Raw genomic sequence first — 15,723 nt, 5'->3', positions numbered from 1 at the left:
GGTCTCGACGACGACCGGTCCGCGGCACGCGGTGCCCGACCTCCAAGCCGGGCGACGAGGCGGTGCCTGAGGACCGCGCGGTCGCGGTCGTGCGGGATGTCGGGGTCGTCCGCGCGGGACGACCTAGATGCCGTCCGCCGTCGGGCGGAGGGACGAAGGCGTCAGGAAGCGCACGTGTCACACCTCCGCTCATGGCTCGTCATGCTGTGAAAGTACCGGTTCGGACCAGGGGGATACGTCGCCCGATCGGGCTATACCGGTCACGGAACGCGCACGATCGTGGCCAGACCCGGCTCCCCGGGCCGTTCCGCCCACCCGGGTGGCCACTTCCGCCGGGCCGTCCCGACGCGGGTCCGCGCGCCCGCCAGCGCCGCCGAGGTGTGCACCCCGAAGTCCGTCTCGCCCTCGAACAGCGCCCCGCGGAACACCGACTCGCCGAACCCGACCCGCCGGAAGTCCGCCAGCCCGCGGAAGCACGTCTCGCGGAAGTCCGCGCCGTCGGTGAACTCGGTGCCGCGGAACGTCGCCGGCCCGACGAACGTGCTGCCGGAGAACGACGCCGACCGCACCCGCGCGTGCGTCAGGGCGAGCTTCACCAGGGTGGCGTGCGACAGGTCCAGCTCGATCCCGCCCCAGAACGCCTCGGGCCGGTCGGGCCGCAGGTGCGCGGCGAGCAGGCCGGCGGCCGTCTGCCGCACCTCCAGCTCCTGGTAGCGGTGCGCGTCGCGCGGCCCGACGCGCGTCCGGACCCGCGCCTCCGGCGGCGGCGTGAACGGCATCCGCAGGTAGGCGCACACCAGGTGCACGATGGTCTGCCGGTGGGCGGGGTTGCCCTGCGCCAGCCGCTCCAGCGCGTACAGCCCGGCCAGCCGCACCGGCGCCTTGTCGCTGCCGAGCTGGTCGGCGGCCTTGCCGTACAGCTCGGTGACGCGGCGCTCGGTCGCGTCGTGGTCCTTCTGCCGCAGGTCCAGCTCGGTCGACCGCTGCCGCCGCGCGGTGAGCAGCAGCGCCGCCGCGCCGCCCGTGCCGAGCACGATGCCGCCCGCCGTGCGGACCGCGTCCAACCGCGCCAGGGCGCCGGGGCTGCCCGACCCGAGGGTCACCACCAGCACCGCCGTCGAGGCGACGGCGAGGACGCCCAGCCCGATGCCCCAGAGCACGATCGTCCGCGCCGACAACACCTTGTGCTCGGCCCCGGGGTCCACCAGTCCGGCTTAACGAACCGCCGGGCGATCGTCAATCACCGAGGAGAGCGGTAGGGGCCGCGGCCGGACCGCGCGACGGCACGAGCGGCACCGCCGCCGCCGGTCCGGGCACCGCCGCCGGCTCCGGCTCCCGCTCCGCCGCCGGCCCCGGCTCCGGCCGCACGCGGGGAGGGCGTCGGCGGAGCGTGGTGGCCGCCATGCCGAGCACCACCAGCGCCCCCGCGCCCAGCCGCACCGGCGTCAGCTCCTCGTCCAGCAGCAGCCACCCCGACAGCATCCCGGCCACCGGCACCAGCAGCGCGAACGGCACGACGACGGCGGCCTCGTAGGTGCGCAGCAGGGAGTTCCACAGGCCGAAGCCGAACAGCGTGGAGACCCAGGCGATGAACAGGATCGCGGCGACGTTGCCCCAGTCGAGCGAGCGCAGCGCGGCCAGGCCGGCGGCCGGGCCCTCGAACACCAGCGACAGGCCGAGCAGCGGCGGGAACGCGACCGCGCTCACCCACACGATGAAGTTGAGCGGGTCGGGCGACTGGGCGCGGCGGGTGGCGACGTTCGCCAGGCCCCACGCCACCGCGGCCGCGATCACCAGCAGGAACGCGCCGACCGGGCCGCTCGTGCCGTGGTCGACGCCGATGACCGCGATGCCGACCGCCGCCACGGCCATCCCGGCCACCTGCACGGCGCGCGGCCGTTCGCGCAGCAGCACGGCGGCGAACAGCACGGTGAAGAACACCTGGCCCTGGAGCACCAGCGACGACAACCCGGCGGGCATCCCCGCGCCCATGCCGACGAACAGCAGGCCGAACTTCGCCACGCCCAGCGCCAGCGCCACGGCCACGACCCACTTCCACGCGACGCGCGGCGGGCCGACGAACCACAGCGCGGGCACGGCGGCGGCCAGGAAGCGCAGCGCGGAGAAGAAGATCGGCGGGAAGTCGCGCAGGCCCACCTTGATGACGACGAAGTTGACGCCCCAGACGACGGCGACGAGCACCGCGAGGGCGGCGTGGCGTGGTTTCACGGTGTCCACTCTCAGCGCTGCCATCGTTTAGCACCAGCAACGAGTTCTGAAGGAATCGGTTTAGGATCGCTACATGTTGGACCTCGGACGGTTGCGCGCGTTGCACGCGGTGGCGACCCACGGCTCGGTCGGCGCGGCGGCCACCGCGCTCGGTTACACGCCCTCGGCGGTGTCCCAGCAGATCGCCAAGCTGGAGCGCGAGACCCGCACCACGCTGCTGGAGCGGCGCGGCCGGGGCGTGGCGCTCACCGACGCGGCGCACCTGCTGGCGACCACCGCCGGGCAGGTGCTGGCCCTCGTCGAGGGCGTCGAGGTGACGCTGGAGGAGCAGCGCGGCGAGGCGGTGGGCCGGCTGCGCGTCGGCGCGTTCGCGACCGCCGCCCGCGGCCTGCTGCCGTCCGCCCTCGTGCGGCTGCACGAGCGGCACCCGCGGCTGGACGTGCGGGTGGTCGAGCTGGACCCGCCGGACGGGCTGGAGGCCGTGGCGCGGGGCGAGCTGGACGTGGCCGTGACGCACGACTGGGTCAACGCGCGGCTCGCCGTGCCCGAGCCGGTGTCGCGGGCGCGGCTCGGCGAGGACGTGGCCGACGTGCTGCTGCCCGTCGGGCACCGGTTGGCGGGGCGCGAGTCCCTGACGCCCGAGGACCTGGCCGGCGAGCGGTGGATCTGCCAGCCGGAGGGCGCGATCTGCCACGACTGGCTGGTGAACACCTTCCGCGGTGCGGGCATGGAGCCGGACCTGGCGCACCGCGTCGCCGAGTACGAGACGCAGTTGGCGCTGCTGGCCAGGGGGATCGGCGTCGCGCTGCTGCCCCGGCTGGGGCGCGGGGCCCTGCCCGCGTCGGTGCGCGCGGTGCCGTTCCTGCCGACGCCGACCCGGCGCGTGTTCGCGGTGTGGCGCACGCAGGCGGGCAGGCGGCCCGCGGTGACGGCCACGCTGGCGGCGCTGAGGGAGTGCTGGGACCTGCGCGACACGGCCTGAACCGCCGACCCGTCGCCGCCGACCCGTCGCCGGACCTGTCGTCGGACCGTCGTCGCCGCCGGGTCCCGCCGTCGCGGCTGGTAGCGGCTGGTGGCGGCTAGTCCTTGTGGCGCTCCAGCAGGTCCTCCAGGAAGCCGCCCGCCTCGACGGCGGCGCGCGCGGCGTCGCGGTCGCGCACCGCGTCCAGCAGGCCGGTGTGCGAGACCTGGTCGTCGTCGTGGTCGGTCTCGACGGTCGCGGTGATGCTGGCCCGGACCGCCTCGGTCAGGCCCTGGTACAGCTCGGCCAGCAGCGTGTTGTGCGAGCACTGCACCAGCAGCACGTGGAACGCGGTGTCCCGCTCCACGAGCCTGGCCCAGTCCTTCGCGCACAGCGCCTCGTCCCGTTCGGTGAGCAGCTCCTCCAGCCTGCGCAGCTCGTCGTCGGTGCGGTGGGTCGCGGCCAGCCGGGCGCCCTCGACCTCCAGCGTCCGCCGCACCTGGAGCACGTCGCGCAGCTCGCTGCCGCACATCCGGCGGACCGCGCCGGACAGCTCGCTCGTGGCGCGCACGAACGTGCCGTCGCCCTGGCGCACCTCCAGCAGGCCGGCGTGGGACAGCGCGCGCACCGCCTCCCGCACGGTGTTGCGACCCACCCCCAGCGCGGTCACCAGTTCCGGTTCGGGCGGGATGCGGCGGCCGACCGGCCACTCACCGGCGGCGATCGCCCCTCTCATCTGGTCGATCACCTGGTCGACGAGGCCCGCTCGTCGGGTAGTGGCCAACGGCACAGCATCATCCTTTCATCCGAACATCCCATGTCTGCGATAGTAATCCGGTGACGATCCCGCAGACCCGGTCGGACGTGTCACCGTCGTCCGTCAACATTGCCACCGATCCCAGTGCCAATGCGACGATCGCGGACCATCCTGCTGCCACTGCCACCGGTGCGGTGGGCCGGAGTCGTCAAGTTGCCCTGGTCGGCAGCACTTTGTTGGCGATCGGCGTAGCGCTGGCCGCCGCGAACCTGCGCCCCGCGGTCACCAGCCTCGCCTCCGTGCTGGGCGATGTGCGCACGTCGCTGGGCGTGTCGGCGGCCTGGACCAGCGCGCTGACCGCCGTGCCGACGCTGTGCTTCGGCTTCGCCGCGTTCCTCGCGCCCTGGCTCGGCCGCCGCCTCGGCATGGCGCGCGCCGTCGGCCTGTCCCTGGCCGTGCTGACCGTCGGCCTCGTGCTGCGGGTCGTCGACGGCCCGGCGGCGGTCCTCGGCGGCACGTTCGTGGCGTGCGCGGGCATCGCCGTGTGCAACGTCCTCATCCCGGTGGTCGTGAAGGAGTCGTTCCCCGGCCGGGTCGGCCTGGTCACCGGCGTCTACACCGCCGCGCTCGCCGCCGGCGCGGCCCTGGGCGCCGCGTTCACGCCGGGGCTGGAGTCGTTCTTCGGCTCGTGGCGGCCGGCCGTCGGCGCCTGGGCCCTGCTGTCCCTCGCCGCACTGCTCATCTGGCTGGCCGGCGCCCGCCACGGCCTCGCCGCGCGCACCGCCACCCGCCGCGCGACCCCCGGCCGCTCGCTGTTCCGCAGCAGGCTGGCCTGGGTCGTCACCGTCTTCTTCGGGCTCCAGTCGCTGCTGGCCTACACCGTGATGGGCTGGCTGCCGCAGATCCTCGGCGACGCGGGCGTCGACCGCACCACCGCGGGCCTGCTGCTGGCCGTCACCATGGTCCTCGGCGTCCCGGTCAGCCTGATCGTCCCGACCCTGGCGGCGCGCCGCCCGAGCCAGTCCGGCCTGGTCCTGGCCCTCGGCAGCCTGTCCGTGCTGGGCGTCCTGGGCCTGGCCCTCGCCCCCGCCGCCGCGCCCGGCCTCTGGGTCGTCCTGATCGGCGTCGGCATGGGCATGTTCCCGCTCGCCCTGGTGATGATCTCGCTGCGCACGACGAACTCCGCCGACACCGCCCGGCTGTCCGCGATGGCGCAGAGCATCGGCTACCTGATCTCGGCGAGCGGCCCGTTCGCGTTCGGCGTGCTGCGCGGCGCGACGGGCACCTGGACGACGTCGATGCTGGTCCTGGTGGCCCTGCTGGTGCTGCTGACCGCTCTCGGCCACCTGGCCGGCCGCCCGCGCACCGTCTGATAACGCCCGGCTCGCCCGTACCGATAACACGGTCACAGTTGCACGGGAAGACCCGGCCGTTCGAGGGGTCCGGCCGGGTCTCCGCGCGTTCGGGGGTGCTCGCCCCGCTCAGTCCAGCGGCAGGTTGAGCAGGGCGTTCTCGATCACCTCGGGCATCGCCGGGTGGATCCAGTACTGGCCCCTGGCCATCGTGCCCGCGTCCAGGCCGAAGCTCATCGCCTGGATCACCGGCTGGATCACGGTCGGCGCCTGCGGACCGATCACGTGCGCGCCCAGGATCTCGCCCGTCGCCGGGTCGGCCAGGACCTTCGCGAAACCGGTCGTGTCCTCCATGGCCCACCCGTAGGCGATGGACGCGTACGCCTGCGACCCCACCACGTACCGCAGGCCGCGCTCGGCCGCCTGCTCCTCGGTCAGGCCGACCGACGCGATCTGCGGCGACGAGAACACCGCCGACGGCACGTACCGGTGGTCCGAGGCGATCGGCTCGTCGGGGTGGAGCAGGTTGTGCTGCACGACCCGCGCCTCGTGGTTCGCCACGTGCTTGAGCTGGTGGTCGGAGCTGATGTCGCCCAGCGCGTAGACGCCCTCGACCGACGTCCGCTGGTGCTCGTCCACGACGACGCGGCCGTCCGGGCGCACCTCGACGCCCGTCGCGGCCAGGTCGAGCAGGTCGGAGTTGGGCGTGCGGCCGACCGCGACCAGCAGCTCCTCCGACTCCACGACCTCCGCGCCGTCCGGGCCCTCCAGGTGCAGGCGCACCACGCCGTCCACCCGCTCGGCCCGCACGGCCTTGCGCCGCAGCCGCACGTCCCACTTCTCGGCGGCGATCCGGGTGAAGCGGCGCGCCACCTCCTGGTCCTCGTGCCGCAGCAGCAGGTCCGACCGGCCGACGATCGTCACCCGCACGCCGAACGACGAGAACACGTGCGCGAACTCGGCGGCGATGAACCCGCTGCCCAGGATGGTCATCCGGGCCGGCAGGGCGTCGAGGCGCATGACCGTGTCGGACGTGTGGTAGCCGACGCTCTCGATGTCGGCGACGTCCGGCACGACCGGCCGGCTGCCCGCGGCGATCACGAAGCGGTCCGCGGTGATCGTCTCGCCGGTGCCGGTGTCCAGCGTCTTCGGGCCGGTGAACCGCGCCGTGCCGGCGAAGACGGTGACGTTCGCGTTCTCCTCGGCCCGCCAGCGCCGGCCGCCCTCGGCGATCGGGTCGATGCGCCCGAAGATCCGGTCGCGCACGTCCGTCCACCGCACGCCGTCGAGGTGGGCGTCCACGCCGAGCCGCGCGCCCGACGCGGGAGCGCCGGCGACGTCCGCCGTGTGCACGAACATCTTCGTGGGGATGCACCCGACGTTCAGGCACGTGCCGCCGAAGACGCCCTTCTCGACGATCGCGATGTTCCAGCCGGCGAACCGCTCGTCCGCGATGGAGTTGCCGGAACCGGTGCCGATGATGACCAGGTCGAAGTGCCTCACGTCGGCTCCAACTCCGCGCGCGGGGCGCTTGTTCCCGGGGTCAGTGCGCGTAGGTCGGGGTGAGGACCGCGCGGGCCAGCGTGTGGAAGGCCAGGTTGAAGCTCACCACGGCGGGCGAGGCGTCGCCGTCCACGTCGAGCCGCTCCACGTCCACCGCGTGCACCACGAAGAAGTAGCGGTGCACCTGGTCGCCGGGCGGCGGGGCGGCGCCGCCGAACGCGCGCGTGCCGTAGTCGTTGCGCACGTGGAACGCGTCGCCGGGCAGCGACGAGTCCGACCCGCCCGCGCCGGTGTCGAGCGAGGTGACCGAGGCGGGCAGGTTCACCGCGACCCAGTGCCAGAAGCCCGACGGCGTCGGGGCGTCCGGGTCGAAGCAGGTGACGACGAAGCTCTTGGTCCCCTCCGGGAACCCGGTCCAGGTCAGCTGCGGCGAGGTGTTGCCGCCCTCGAACACCTGGGCTTCCGGCAGGGCCTGCCCGTCCTCGACGTCGGTCGAGGAGACGGTGAAGGACGGCACCTGCGGCAGCAGCGCGTACGGGTCGGGGGCGACGGGGCGTTCGAGGCTCATGTCGCACGACCCTATCGCCGGCCCGGGGGCGTCGCAGGACTCCACCGGGTCGCGGCGACCCCCGCGCAACCGTGTGACGCGCGACACGTCTTGAGAGGTGCACCCCCTGGCAGCCGCTCGGGGGGAGGAGCCCTTTGGAGGGCCGCGATGGACCGCCGCTACCGAAGACTCGCACTGCTCGCCCTGACCCTCGCCGCCGTCGGCGGCGCCGTTCCCGCCGCCGACGCGGCCCAGACCCGGTCCCAGACGCAGACCCCCGTGCTGACCGGCATCCGCACCGGTCGGCACGCCGACTTCGACCGCGTCGTGCTCGACCTGGCCGGCCACCGGCCGGAGTTCTTCGTCCGCTGCGTCGACCAGCTCGTCGAGGACGGCTCCGGCAACCCCGTGGACCTGCCGGGCCCGTACTTCCTGGAGGTGCGCATGGCGCCCGCCGCCGCGCACGACGACGCCGGCACGCCGACCTACACCGGTCCGCGGACCTTCACCACGCCCGCGCTGGCGAACGTGCGGGCGGTCGCGATCACCGGTGACTTCGAGGCCAACCTGACCGTGGGCCTCGGCGCGGCCCGCGACTCGTGGCACCGCGTGTTCCTGCTCGACGCGCCCACCCGCGTCGTGATCGACGTCGGGCACTGAGCCGCCCGGCAGTGAGCCACCCGGCGCCGGGCCGCCCGGCGTCGAGCCGCGCGGTCACCGGGTCGGGAAACCGGGTCGGGGGGAACCGGGTCGGGGGGAACCGGGGCCGCGCGGTCAGCCGGTCGTGATCAGGCGCACGCCGTGCAGGCCGAGCGCGCCGCGGGCGACGTGCGCCGGGCAGGACGCGACCTCGCCGCGCCTGGCCAGCTCGGACAGCAGCGGCTGGTGGCGCCGGGCCGCCGCGCGGGACAGGTAGCCGACCTTGGCGGGCGTGCCGTCGGCGTCCAGCAGGTCGACGCGCACCGCGTGCGGGTCGTAGGGGTTCGAGGGTTCGGGGACCAGCAGGGCGGTCGTCTCGCGGTCGGTGAAGCGGGCCAGCTCCGCCTGGTGCCCGGCCTCGCCGACCACGTCCAGCGGGCCGGGCACCGGCAGGGGCACCGGCCTGGGTAGCGCGGCGTTCGACGTCCGGTGCCTGATCAGCAGGAACACCGCCAGCACGCCCGCCACCGCGCTCGCGGCGAGGCCGACCGGGCCGACGGCGAGGGTGAGGGCGAGCGCCACCGAGACGGTGACGAGGGCGACGACCACTGGTGTTGTCCGGTGCACGGCGGGACCTCCGCGTCGGCGATGTGTCAGCCGCCTGTCGGGTCGCGGCCCCGTTCCGTTTCGGCCGTCGCACGGTCGGCCCAACGCGGTTGGGCCGACCGTGCGACGGCCCACCGCGTGCCGGTCGAACGCGGGTCGGCGCGTGCCGGAGCCCCGGCGACCGCGGGGGTCGCCGGGGCTCCGGGTCCGGCGGTGGTCAGGCCGCCGCGGTCGCGCCCGCGGTGGCCGGCTCCAGCGCCAGGTCGAGGACCTCGCGCACGTCGCGGACGAGGTGCACGGTCAGCTCGTCGCGCACCGACGCCGGCACGTCGTCCAGGTCGGGCTCGTTGCGCTGCGGCAGCAGCACGGTGGTGATGCCCGCCCGGTGCGCGGCCAGCAGCTTCTGCTTGACCCCGCCGATCGGCAGCACCCGGCCGGTCAGCGACACCTCGCCGGTCATCGCCACGTCCGACCGCACCGGCCGCCCGGACAGCAGCGACGCCAGCGCCGTCGTCATCGTTACGCCCGCCGACGGCCCGTCCTTCGGCACCGCGCCCGCCGGCACGTGGATGTGCACGCCGCGCTCGGCCAGCACGGCCGACCGGTCGTCGTGCGACTTCAGGTAGGACAGCGCGATCTGCGCCGACTCCTTCATCACGTCGCCGAGCTGGCCGGTCAGCACCACCCCGGCCGCCCCGGTGCCCTCCGAGGCCAGCGACGCCTCCACGAACAGCACGTCTCCGCCCGCGCCGGTCACCGCGAGGCCCGTCGCCACGCCCGGCACCGCCGTGCGCTCCGCCGACTCCGGCGTGTGCTTGGGCGAGCCCAGGTACCCGCGCAGGTCCGGCACGCCCACCGTCACCGGCAGCGCCGCCTCGTCCAGCGCGACCCGCGCCGTCACCTTCCGCAGCACCCGCGCCAGCGAGCGCTCCAGCTGCCGCACGCCCGCCTCGCGGGTGTATTCGCCCGCCAGCTTGCGCAGCGCGTCCTCGCCGACCGACACGTCCTCGGCCGTCAGGCCCGCCCGCTCGACCTGCCGGGGCAGCAGGTGGTCGCGCGCGATGGTGACCTTCTCGTCCTCGGTGTAGCCGTCGAGCTGCACCAGTTCCATCCGGTCCAGCAGCGGGCCGGGGATGGACTCCAGCACGTTGGCCGTGGCCAGGAACACCACGTCCGACAGGTCCAGCTCCACCTCCAGGTAGTGGTCCCGGAACGTGTGGTTCTGCGCCGGGTCCAGCACCTCCAGCAGCGCCGCGGTCGGGTCGCCCCGGTAGTCCGCGCCGACCTTGTCGATCTCGTCGAGCAGCACGACCGGGTTCATCGAGCCGGCCTCGGAGATGGCCCGCACGATCCGGCCGGGCAGTGCCCCCACGTAGGTGCGCCGGTGGCCGCGGATCTCGGCCTCGTCCCGCACGCCGCCCAGGGCGACCCGGACGAACTCGCGGCCCATGGCCCGCGCGACCGACTCGCCGAGCGAGGTCTTGCCGACCCCGGGCGGGCCCACCAGGGCCAGCACCGCGCCGGACCGCCGCCCGCCGACGACGCCCATGCCGCGGTCGGCGCGCCGCCGCCGCACGGCCAGGTACTCGGTGATGCGCTCCTTCACGTCGTCCAGGCCCGCGTGGTCGGCGTCCAGCACCGCCCGCGCGCCCGCGATGTCGTAGTTGTCGCTCGTGCGGTTGTTCCAGGGCAGCTCCAGGACCGTGTCCAGCCACGTCCTGATCCAGCCGACCTCGGGCGACTGCTCGGAGGTCCGCTCCAGCTTGTCGACCTCGGCCAGCGCCGCCTTGCGCACGTGCTCCGGCAGGTCGGCGCCCTCGACGCGGGCCCGGTAGTCCTGCTCCTCGGTGACCGGCTTGCCGTCCAGCTCGGCCAGCTCCTTGCGGATCGCGGCCAGCTGCTGGCGCAGCAGGAACTCCCGCTGCTGCTTCTCCACGCCCTCCTTGACGTCCTTGCGGATCGTCTCGGCCACGTCCAGCTCGGTCAGGTGCTCGCGGCCCCACTCCAGCAGCTTCTCCAGCCGCTGCGCGGTGTCCGGCGTCTCCAGCAGCCACACCTTCTGGGTGTCGCTCAGGTACGAGGCGTAGCCCGCCAGGTCCGCCAGCGCCGACGGATCGTCGACCTGCTGCACCGAGTCGACCACCTGCCACGCGCCGCGCTGCTGGAGGATCGTGGTCACCATCGCCCGGTACTCGCGGGCCAGCTCGCGGGTGCGGTCGTCGGCCGGCGGCACGTCGGCGACGGTCGCCTCCACCCACAGCGCCGCGCCGGGGCCGGTCGTGCCGGTGCCGATGCGCACGCGCTCCGTGCCGCGCACCACGGCCGCCCGCTCGCCGCCGGAGAGCCGCCCGACCTGCTCGATCAGCGCCAACGTGCCGACCTTCGCGTACTTGCCGTCCAGCCGGGGCACCAGCAGCACCTTCTGCTGACCGCCCGCGGCGGTGGCGGCCTCGATGGCGGCCCGGGCCTCGGAGGTGGCGTCCGAGCCGCTCAACCGGATCGGCACCACCATGCCGGGCAGCACGACCACGTCGTCCAGCGGCAGCACCGGGAGCGCCAACGTCTCGCCCATGATCTCCTCCAAAGTTGAGTCTGATTGGCTCAACCAAGGTGAGCCCGGGTTTGTTTCCGGTAGGTGTTCGCCCTGAGCGAGCGTCCATTCGGGGGTTGTGCCCGGTTTGGCGCGCGACGACGATCACGCAGTCGGCTGACGAGGAGATGTGCGCATGGAGCAGGCGAGCTGGGTCCCGTCCTCGGTGGACCTGGACCGGCCGAGCGCGGCCCGGATGTACGACTACTACCTGGGCGGGTCGCACAACTTCGCGGTCGACCGCGAGGCGGCGAAGTCCGTCGAGCAGATCTTCCCCGGCATGCCGGGCGCGGCGCGCGCCAACCGGTCGTTCCTGCGCCGGTCCGTCCGGTACCTGCTGGACCAGGGCATCGACCAGTTCCTCGACCTGGGCTCGGGCATCCCGACCGTGGGCAACGTGCACGAGATCGCCCAGCAGGCCAACCCGCTGGCGAAGGTCGTCTACGCCGACGTCGAGCCGGTCGCCGTCGCGCACAGCACGGCCCTGCTCGCGGACAACCCGCTGGCCAGCGCCATCCAGGCCGACCTGCGCGACCCGGACTCGGTGCTGGACAACGACGAGGTCAAGCGGATGCTCGACTTCGACCGCCCCATCGGCCTGCTGATGGTGGCCGTGCTGCACTTCGTGCCCGACGCGGACGACCCGAAGACCGCCGTCACCCGCTACCGCGAGGTCCTGGCCCCGGGCAGCCACGTCGCCATCTCCCACGCGAGCTGGGACGGCATCTCGGCGGAGGGCATCGAGGGCGGCGAGCAGGTCAACGCCATCTACCGCAAGACCGACAGCCCCCTGGTGCTCCGCTCGGGCGCGGAGATCACCGCGTTCTTCGAGGGCCTGGACGTGGTCGAGCCCGGCGTCGTGCCGCTGGCCGAGTGGCGCCCCGACTCGGACGACGCCTACATCAGCGCCTACGCGGGCGTGGGCCGCAAGCCCTGACCCGATGAGCCCCGGTCGCGCCGCCGGTCCCGGTCACTCCGGCGGCGTGAGGCGGAGGTCCGGGTCCACCGGCGGCTCGCCGTCGAACGGCCCGTCGGGCACCGCGCCGAGGGCGTCCAGGGTCAGGCCGATCCGCGCCGCCTCCGGGTCGGTGCCCGCCGGCGGCGTCGCGAACCAACCGTGCAGGTCGGCGGGCACCTCGTAGCGCGCGGTCAGGTCGCGGTAGAGCGCGGCGCGCTCGTCGACCTGCGCGGCGAGCTGCCGGTACTCGCGCATGGCCAGCCGCATCCTGATCCACCGGTAGCGGTCGGTCTTGGCGGCGTCGTCCTCGGTGAAGCGGGTGCGCAGCAGCCTGCCCGCCTCCCGGCCCCGCTCGGCCAGGGCCCGGACGGTCTCCGGGCGCATGAACAGGTTCGTGCCGCCCTCCGCCGCGCCGACCCGGACGTGCGCGATGCGGCCCCGGTAGCCCGGCAGCGCGGACTGCATGGTGTCGCGCCACCCCAGCACCGTGTCGAGGATCGCCGTCGCGAAGTGCCGGACCCGGTCGACGCCGCGCCACGGCGTGCCACTGGTGGACGCGTCCTGCTCGGGCAGCCACACGTCGCGGTCGTCGCCCGGCGGGTACGGCTGGAGGCTCAGCCCGAACGTCGGCCAGCGCGGCAGCAGCACGTCGAAGAAGTGGATCGGGAAGTTGCTGGTGATGCCGCCGTCGGAGAACCAGTGCACCCGCGGCTCCGGTTCGGCGCGCACCAGCGGCACGGCGGCGATCAGGCCGGGCAGCGGCATGGACATCCGCACGGCCAGCGCCACCGGCAGGTCGCGCGGCAGGACGTGCACGGGCTCGTCGTCGTGCAGGGGGCAGCGGTGCCCGGTGGGGTCCTGGCCGAGCCGGTCCACGGTGCGCGCCGGCAGCACGCGGGACAGGCAGCGGCGGCAGAACAGCCACGCGTCCGCCGGTTCGGTGAACGGCAGCCGGTAGGGGCGGCCCTCGGACAGGTCCGTGGTCATCAGCACGAGGTTCGTGGTCAGGTCGCCGAACGTGAGGTCGGTCGTCCCGGACAGGTCGTCGAGCCGGTCGGCGACCCAGTCGCTCAGCGGCGGCACGCCCGTCGACGCGGGCACGCCGCACCGCCGGTCCCAGAAACCGGGCCGGAACGCGCCCGTGCCCGGCACCAGCCCGAAGTGGCTGGTGGCGGCCACCCGGTCGAGGTGGCGCTTGGCGCTCAGCGAGCAGGTGAGCACCGCCGCGCTGACGAACGCGAGGCCGAGCACCAGCCACCACACCACCGCGGTGGCCGCCGACGCGAGGCTCGGCGCGGTCCACCGCGTCATCAGCGCCACCGGCACGAGCGGCACGACGAGCAGCGCCGCCGTCCCGAGGCGCCGCGGCCACGCGTCCTCCCCGCGCGGCAGCAGGCGCAGCACGACCGCCGGCACGCCGACCGCCACGACGACCGCGAGCGCCACGAGCAGCCACGTCGGCGTGCCGCCCCACCGCACGGCGCGGAACCACAGCGCGGGCCCCGCGAGCCACAGCGCCAGCGCGAGCCCCAGCAGCAGCCGGGACCGCCACCCGATCGCGCCGACCAGGGCCGGCAGCAGGCACGTCAGCGCGCTGCGCCCCGTCGTCGCCCGGCGCTGCATGGACGCCACGACGACCCGGTACAGCTTCCGCGTGTCCCCGCTCGGCTGGAACAGCTGGGCCATCCGCCAACCGGGCGCGGCGAACCAGTCGACGACCTCCGCGAGCTTGCGGAACCCGCCGCTGTCGCGCCCCTTCTCGGCGGCGGCCGTGAACGCCGCCCCGATCGCCCCGGCGGAAGCCCCGCCCAGCGACCGGAACCGGTAGTGCTCGGCCAGCTCCACCACGGCCCAGGGGTACACGATCCCGCTCGTCGTCCCACCGCGCATGGTCAGGTCGCAGTACCGGTCGAAGTCCTGGCCCATGCGCCCATGATCCCCGCCCGGTCCGGTGGCCGCGCTAGACCGATCGGTCGGTCCCGCCGTTGGGCCGTTCGGGTAACGCCGGGTCGTCGTCGCGCGAAGAACCGGGTAGCCGTCCAGGACCGCACGGAGCGCCGCGATGACCCAGCCCCCGCCGTACCCGCCCCACCCCGGCGCGCCGCGGTACCAGGTCTCGCAGTACCCGCCGCCCCTCTTCACGCCGCCGCCCCCGCCGCGCGGGACGCCGGTGTGGCCCTTCGTCCTGGCCGGGGTCCTGGTGCCGGCGGTGGTGGTCGGGCTGGTCAGCGTGGTCGTCGGCCGCTCGGACCCGGGGACGGCCGCCGCCGCGACGACCACCACCCGGACCCCGGACCCGCCGAGGAGCACCGGCCGCCGGGCGGTGACGCCGACCGCGTCGCCCGCGCCGAGCACACCGCCGCCCCCGTCCTCCCACTCGGGCACGGGCGACGGCGCGGTCACCCTCGACCGGCCGCCCGGGGCCAAGGTCGTGCGGTTCGAGTGCCCCGCCTGCACCGGCAACGTCGTCGTCAGGACCGACGGCTTCGACCGGTTGCTGGTCAACAAGATCGGCGCGTACGCGGGCTCGCACTGGTTCGACGCGCTGGGCGCGGGCCGGACCACGACGATCACCGTCCAGGCGACCGTCGCGTGGACGCTGACCGTGGGCGGCCTCGAACTGGCCGACACCGCGACCGGCGCGATGGGCGGCAGCGGGGACCGGGCGCTGCTGTTCACCGGCGAGTCGCGGCGGGCGCGGGTCACCAACGTCGGGAACGGCAACTTCGTCGTGAAGACGGTGACGGTCGCCGGCGGGCGGCCGGACCTGCCGGTCAACCACATCGGCGCCTTCGACGGCGCCGTGCCGCTGGAGGGGCCGGCGATGATCCAGGTCGAGTCGTACGGGGACTGGACGATCACGCCGTCCTGACCCGACCCGACGGGGCCGTCACGGCAGGCCCGTCACAGCAGGCCGTTCTCCTCGGCGACGCGCTCGACGTCCGCCGGTCGGCCGGTCATGATCGTGCGCACGTGCTCGGTGATCAGCTCGACCGGCCAGTCCCACCAGCGAGCGCGGAGGAGGCGGGCCACGTCGTCCTCGGGGAAGCGGGGCTTGACCGGGCGGGCCGGGTTGCCGCCCACGACGGTGTAGGGCGGGACGTCGGAGACGACGACGGAACCGGTGGCGACGATCGCGCCGTCGCCGATGGTCACGCCCGGCATGACGATCGAACCGTAGCCGAACCAGACGTCGTTGCCGACGACCGTGTCCCCGCGCGTTTCCATGCCCGTGAGCAGGTCGAGCGTGCGGTCCTGCCAGGTGCCGCCGAAGATCGTGAACGGGAACGTGGACACGCCGGTGGTCAGGTGGTTCGCGCCGGCCATGATGAAGCGGGTCCCGGTGGCCAGGGCGCAGAACTTCCCGATCACCAGCTTCTCGGTGCCGTAGCCGTAGAGGACGTTGCGGGTCTCGAACTCGGTCGCGTGCTCCGGGTCGTCGTAGTAGGTGTACTCGCCCACCTCGATCGTCGGCGACGTGATCAGCGGCTTGAGGTGGACGACGCGCTCGGCGTGCGGCAGCGGGTGCAGGCGGCTCGGGTCGGGGATCACAGGGCTCCTAAGGCGACTCGGGTTGCGTT

At 74.4% G+C, this 15,723-nt stretch carries 14 protein-coding genes; 5 read left to right on the top strand and 9 right to left on the bottom strand.

All coding sequences use genetic code 11. From position 1 onward, the window contains the following. Positions 1-260 precede the first annotated feature (260 nt). Both ACRAKJ_RS35220 and ACRAKJ_RS35215 read right to left on the bottom strand, forming a co-directional pair. On the bottom strand, positions 261-1,205 hold the full coding sequence (locus tag ACRAKJ_RS35220) for a pentapeptide repeat-containing protein (RefSeq protein WP_438925663.1): 945 nt from the start codon (positions 1,203-1,205) through the stop codon (positions 261-263). A 31-nt stretch (positions 1,206-1,236) separates the two neighbouring features. Then, a complete protein-coding gene (locus tag ACRAKJ_RS35215) occupies positions 1,237-2,253 on the bottom strand; it encodes an EamA family transporter (RefSeq protein ID WP_438925662.1) in 1,017 nt (338 codons plus the stop codon). Between the two features lie 49 nt (positions 2,254-2,302). Between ACRAKJ_RS35215 and ACRAKJ_RS35210 the strand changes: the two genes are divergently transcribed. Beyond that, positions 2,303-3,211, top strand: a complete 909-nt coding sequence (locus ACRAKJ_RS35210) for a LysR substrate-binding domain-containing protein (protein ID WP_438925661.1) — start codon at positions 2,303-2,305, stop codon at positions 3,209-3,211. Positions 3,212-3,308: 97 nt separating this feature from the next. On the opposite strand, the gene ACRAKJ_RS35205 is transcribed toward ACRAKJ_RS35210, so the two are convergent. After that, on the bottom strand, positions 3,309-3,980 hold the full coding sequence (locus tag ACRAKJ_RS35205) for an FCD domain-containing protein (RefSeq protein WP_438925660.1): 672 nt from the start codon (positions 3,978-3,980) through the stop codon (positions 3,309-3,311). Between the two features lie 125 nt (positions 3,981-4,105). Here ACRAKJ_RS35205 and ACRAKJ_RS35200 point away from each other — a divergent pair, with 125 nt between their 5' ends. Continuing rightward, positions 4,106-5,320 (top strand): MFS transporter, encoded by a 1,215-nt coding sequence (locus tag ACRAKJ_RS35200; protein ID WP_438925676.1) that lies wholly within the window; start codon positions 4,106-4,108, stop codon positions 5,318-5,320. 108 nt (positions 5,321-5,428) lie between these two features. Here the strand turns inward: ACRAKJ_RS35200 and ACRAKJ_RS35195 are convergent, their stop codons facing one another. Both ACRAKJ_RS35195 and ACRAKJ_RS35190 read right to left on the bottom strand, forming a co-directional pair. Next, positions 5,429-6,802 carry a mycothione reductase gene (locus tag ACRAKJ_RS35195; RefSeq protein WP_438925659.1) on the bottom strand — a complete coding sequence of 458 codons (1,374 nt, stop codon included), beginning with the start codon at positions 6,800-6,802 and terminating at the stop codon, positions 5,429-5,431. Between the two features lie 40 nt (positions 6,803-6,842). After that, positions 6,843-7,370, bottom strand: a complete 528-nt coding sequence (locus ACRAKJ_RS35190; protein ID WP_438925658.1) for a YbhB/YbcL family Raf kinase inhibitor-like protein — start codon at positions 7,368-7,370, stop codon at positions 6,843-6,845. A 147-nt stretch (positions 7,371-7,517) separates the two neighbouring features. On the opposite strand from ACRAKJ_RS35190, the gene ACRAKJ_RS35185 reads away from it, so the two are divergent. Beyond that, positions 7,518-8,009 carry an AMIN-like domain-containing (lipo)protein gene (locus ACRAKJ_RS35185; protein ID WP_438925657.1) on the top strand — a complete coding sequence of 164 codons (492 nt, stop codon included), beginning with the start codon at positions 7,518-7,520 and terminating at the stop codon, positions 8,007-8,009. Positions 8,010-8,123: 114 nt separating this feature from the next. Here ACRAKJ_RS35185 and ACRAKJ_RS35180 read toward each other — a convergent pair whose 3' ends face one another. Further along, the gene (locus ACRAKJ_RS35180; protein WP_438925656.1) at positions 8,124-8,615 is read right to left on the bottom strand and encodes an HIRAN domain-containing protein; all 492 of its coding nucleotides are present in this window, start codon (positions 8,613-8,615) and stop codon (positions 8,124-8,126) included. Between the two features lie 196 nt (positions 8,616-8,811). After that, the gene (lon, locus tag ACRAKJ_RS35175) at positions 8,812-11,166 is read right to left on the bottom strand and encodes an endopeptidase La (protein WP_447008801.1); all 2,355 of its coding nucleotides are present in this window, start codon (positions 11,164-11,166) and stop codon (positions 8,812-8,814) included. A 154-nt stretch (positions 11,167-11,320) separates the two neighbouring features. On the opposite strand from lon, the gene ACRAKJ_RS35170 reads away from it, so the two are divergent. Further along, on the top strand, positions 11,321-12,121 hold the full coding sequence (locus ACRAKJ_RS35170; RefSeq protein ID WP_438926563.1) for an SAM-dependent methyltransferase: 801 nt from the start codon (positions 11,321-11,323) through the stop codon (positions 12,119-12,121). 33 nt (positions 12,122-12,154) lie between these two features. Here the strand turns inward: ACRAKJ_RS35170 and ACRAKJ_RS35165 are convergent, their stop codons facing one another. Beyond that, positions 12,155-14,068 carry a patatin gene (locus tag ACRAKJ_RS35165; RefSeq protein WP_438926564.1) on the bottom strand — a complete coding sequence of 638 codons (1,914 nt, stop codon included), beginning with the start codon at positions 14,066-14,068 and terminating at the stop codon, positions 12,155-12,157. 136 nt (positions 14,069-14,204) lie between these two features. On the opposite strand from ACRAKJ_RS35165, the gene ACRAKJ_RS35160 reads away from it, so the two are divergent. Continuing rightward, on the top strand, positions 14,205-15,014 hold the full coding sequence (locus tag ACRAKJ_RS35160; RefSeq protein WP_438926565.1) for a hypothetical protein: 810 nt from the start codon (positions 14,205-14,207) through the stop codon (positions 15,012-15,014). A 32-nt stretch (positions 15,015-15,046) separates the two neighbouring features. Here the strand turns inward: ACRAKJ_RS35160 and ACRAKJ_RS35155 are convergent, their stop codons facing one another. Beyond that, on the bottom strand, positions 15,047-15,694 hold the full coding sequence (locus tag ACRAKJ_RS35155) for a CatB-related O-acetyltransferase (protein ID WP_438926566.1): 648 nt from the start codon (positions 15,692-15,694) through the stop codon (positions 15,047-15,049). Positions 15,695-15,723: the final 29 nt, after the last annotated feature.

The sequence above is a fragment of the Saccharothrix sp. DSM 118769 genome (assembly GCF_052936295.1).
This window is presented reverse-complemented; position numbering and strand designations above follow the sequence as displayed.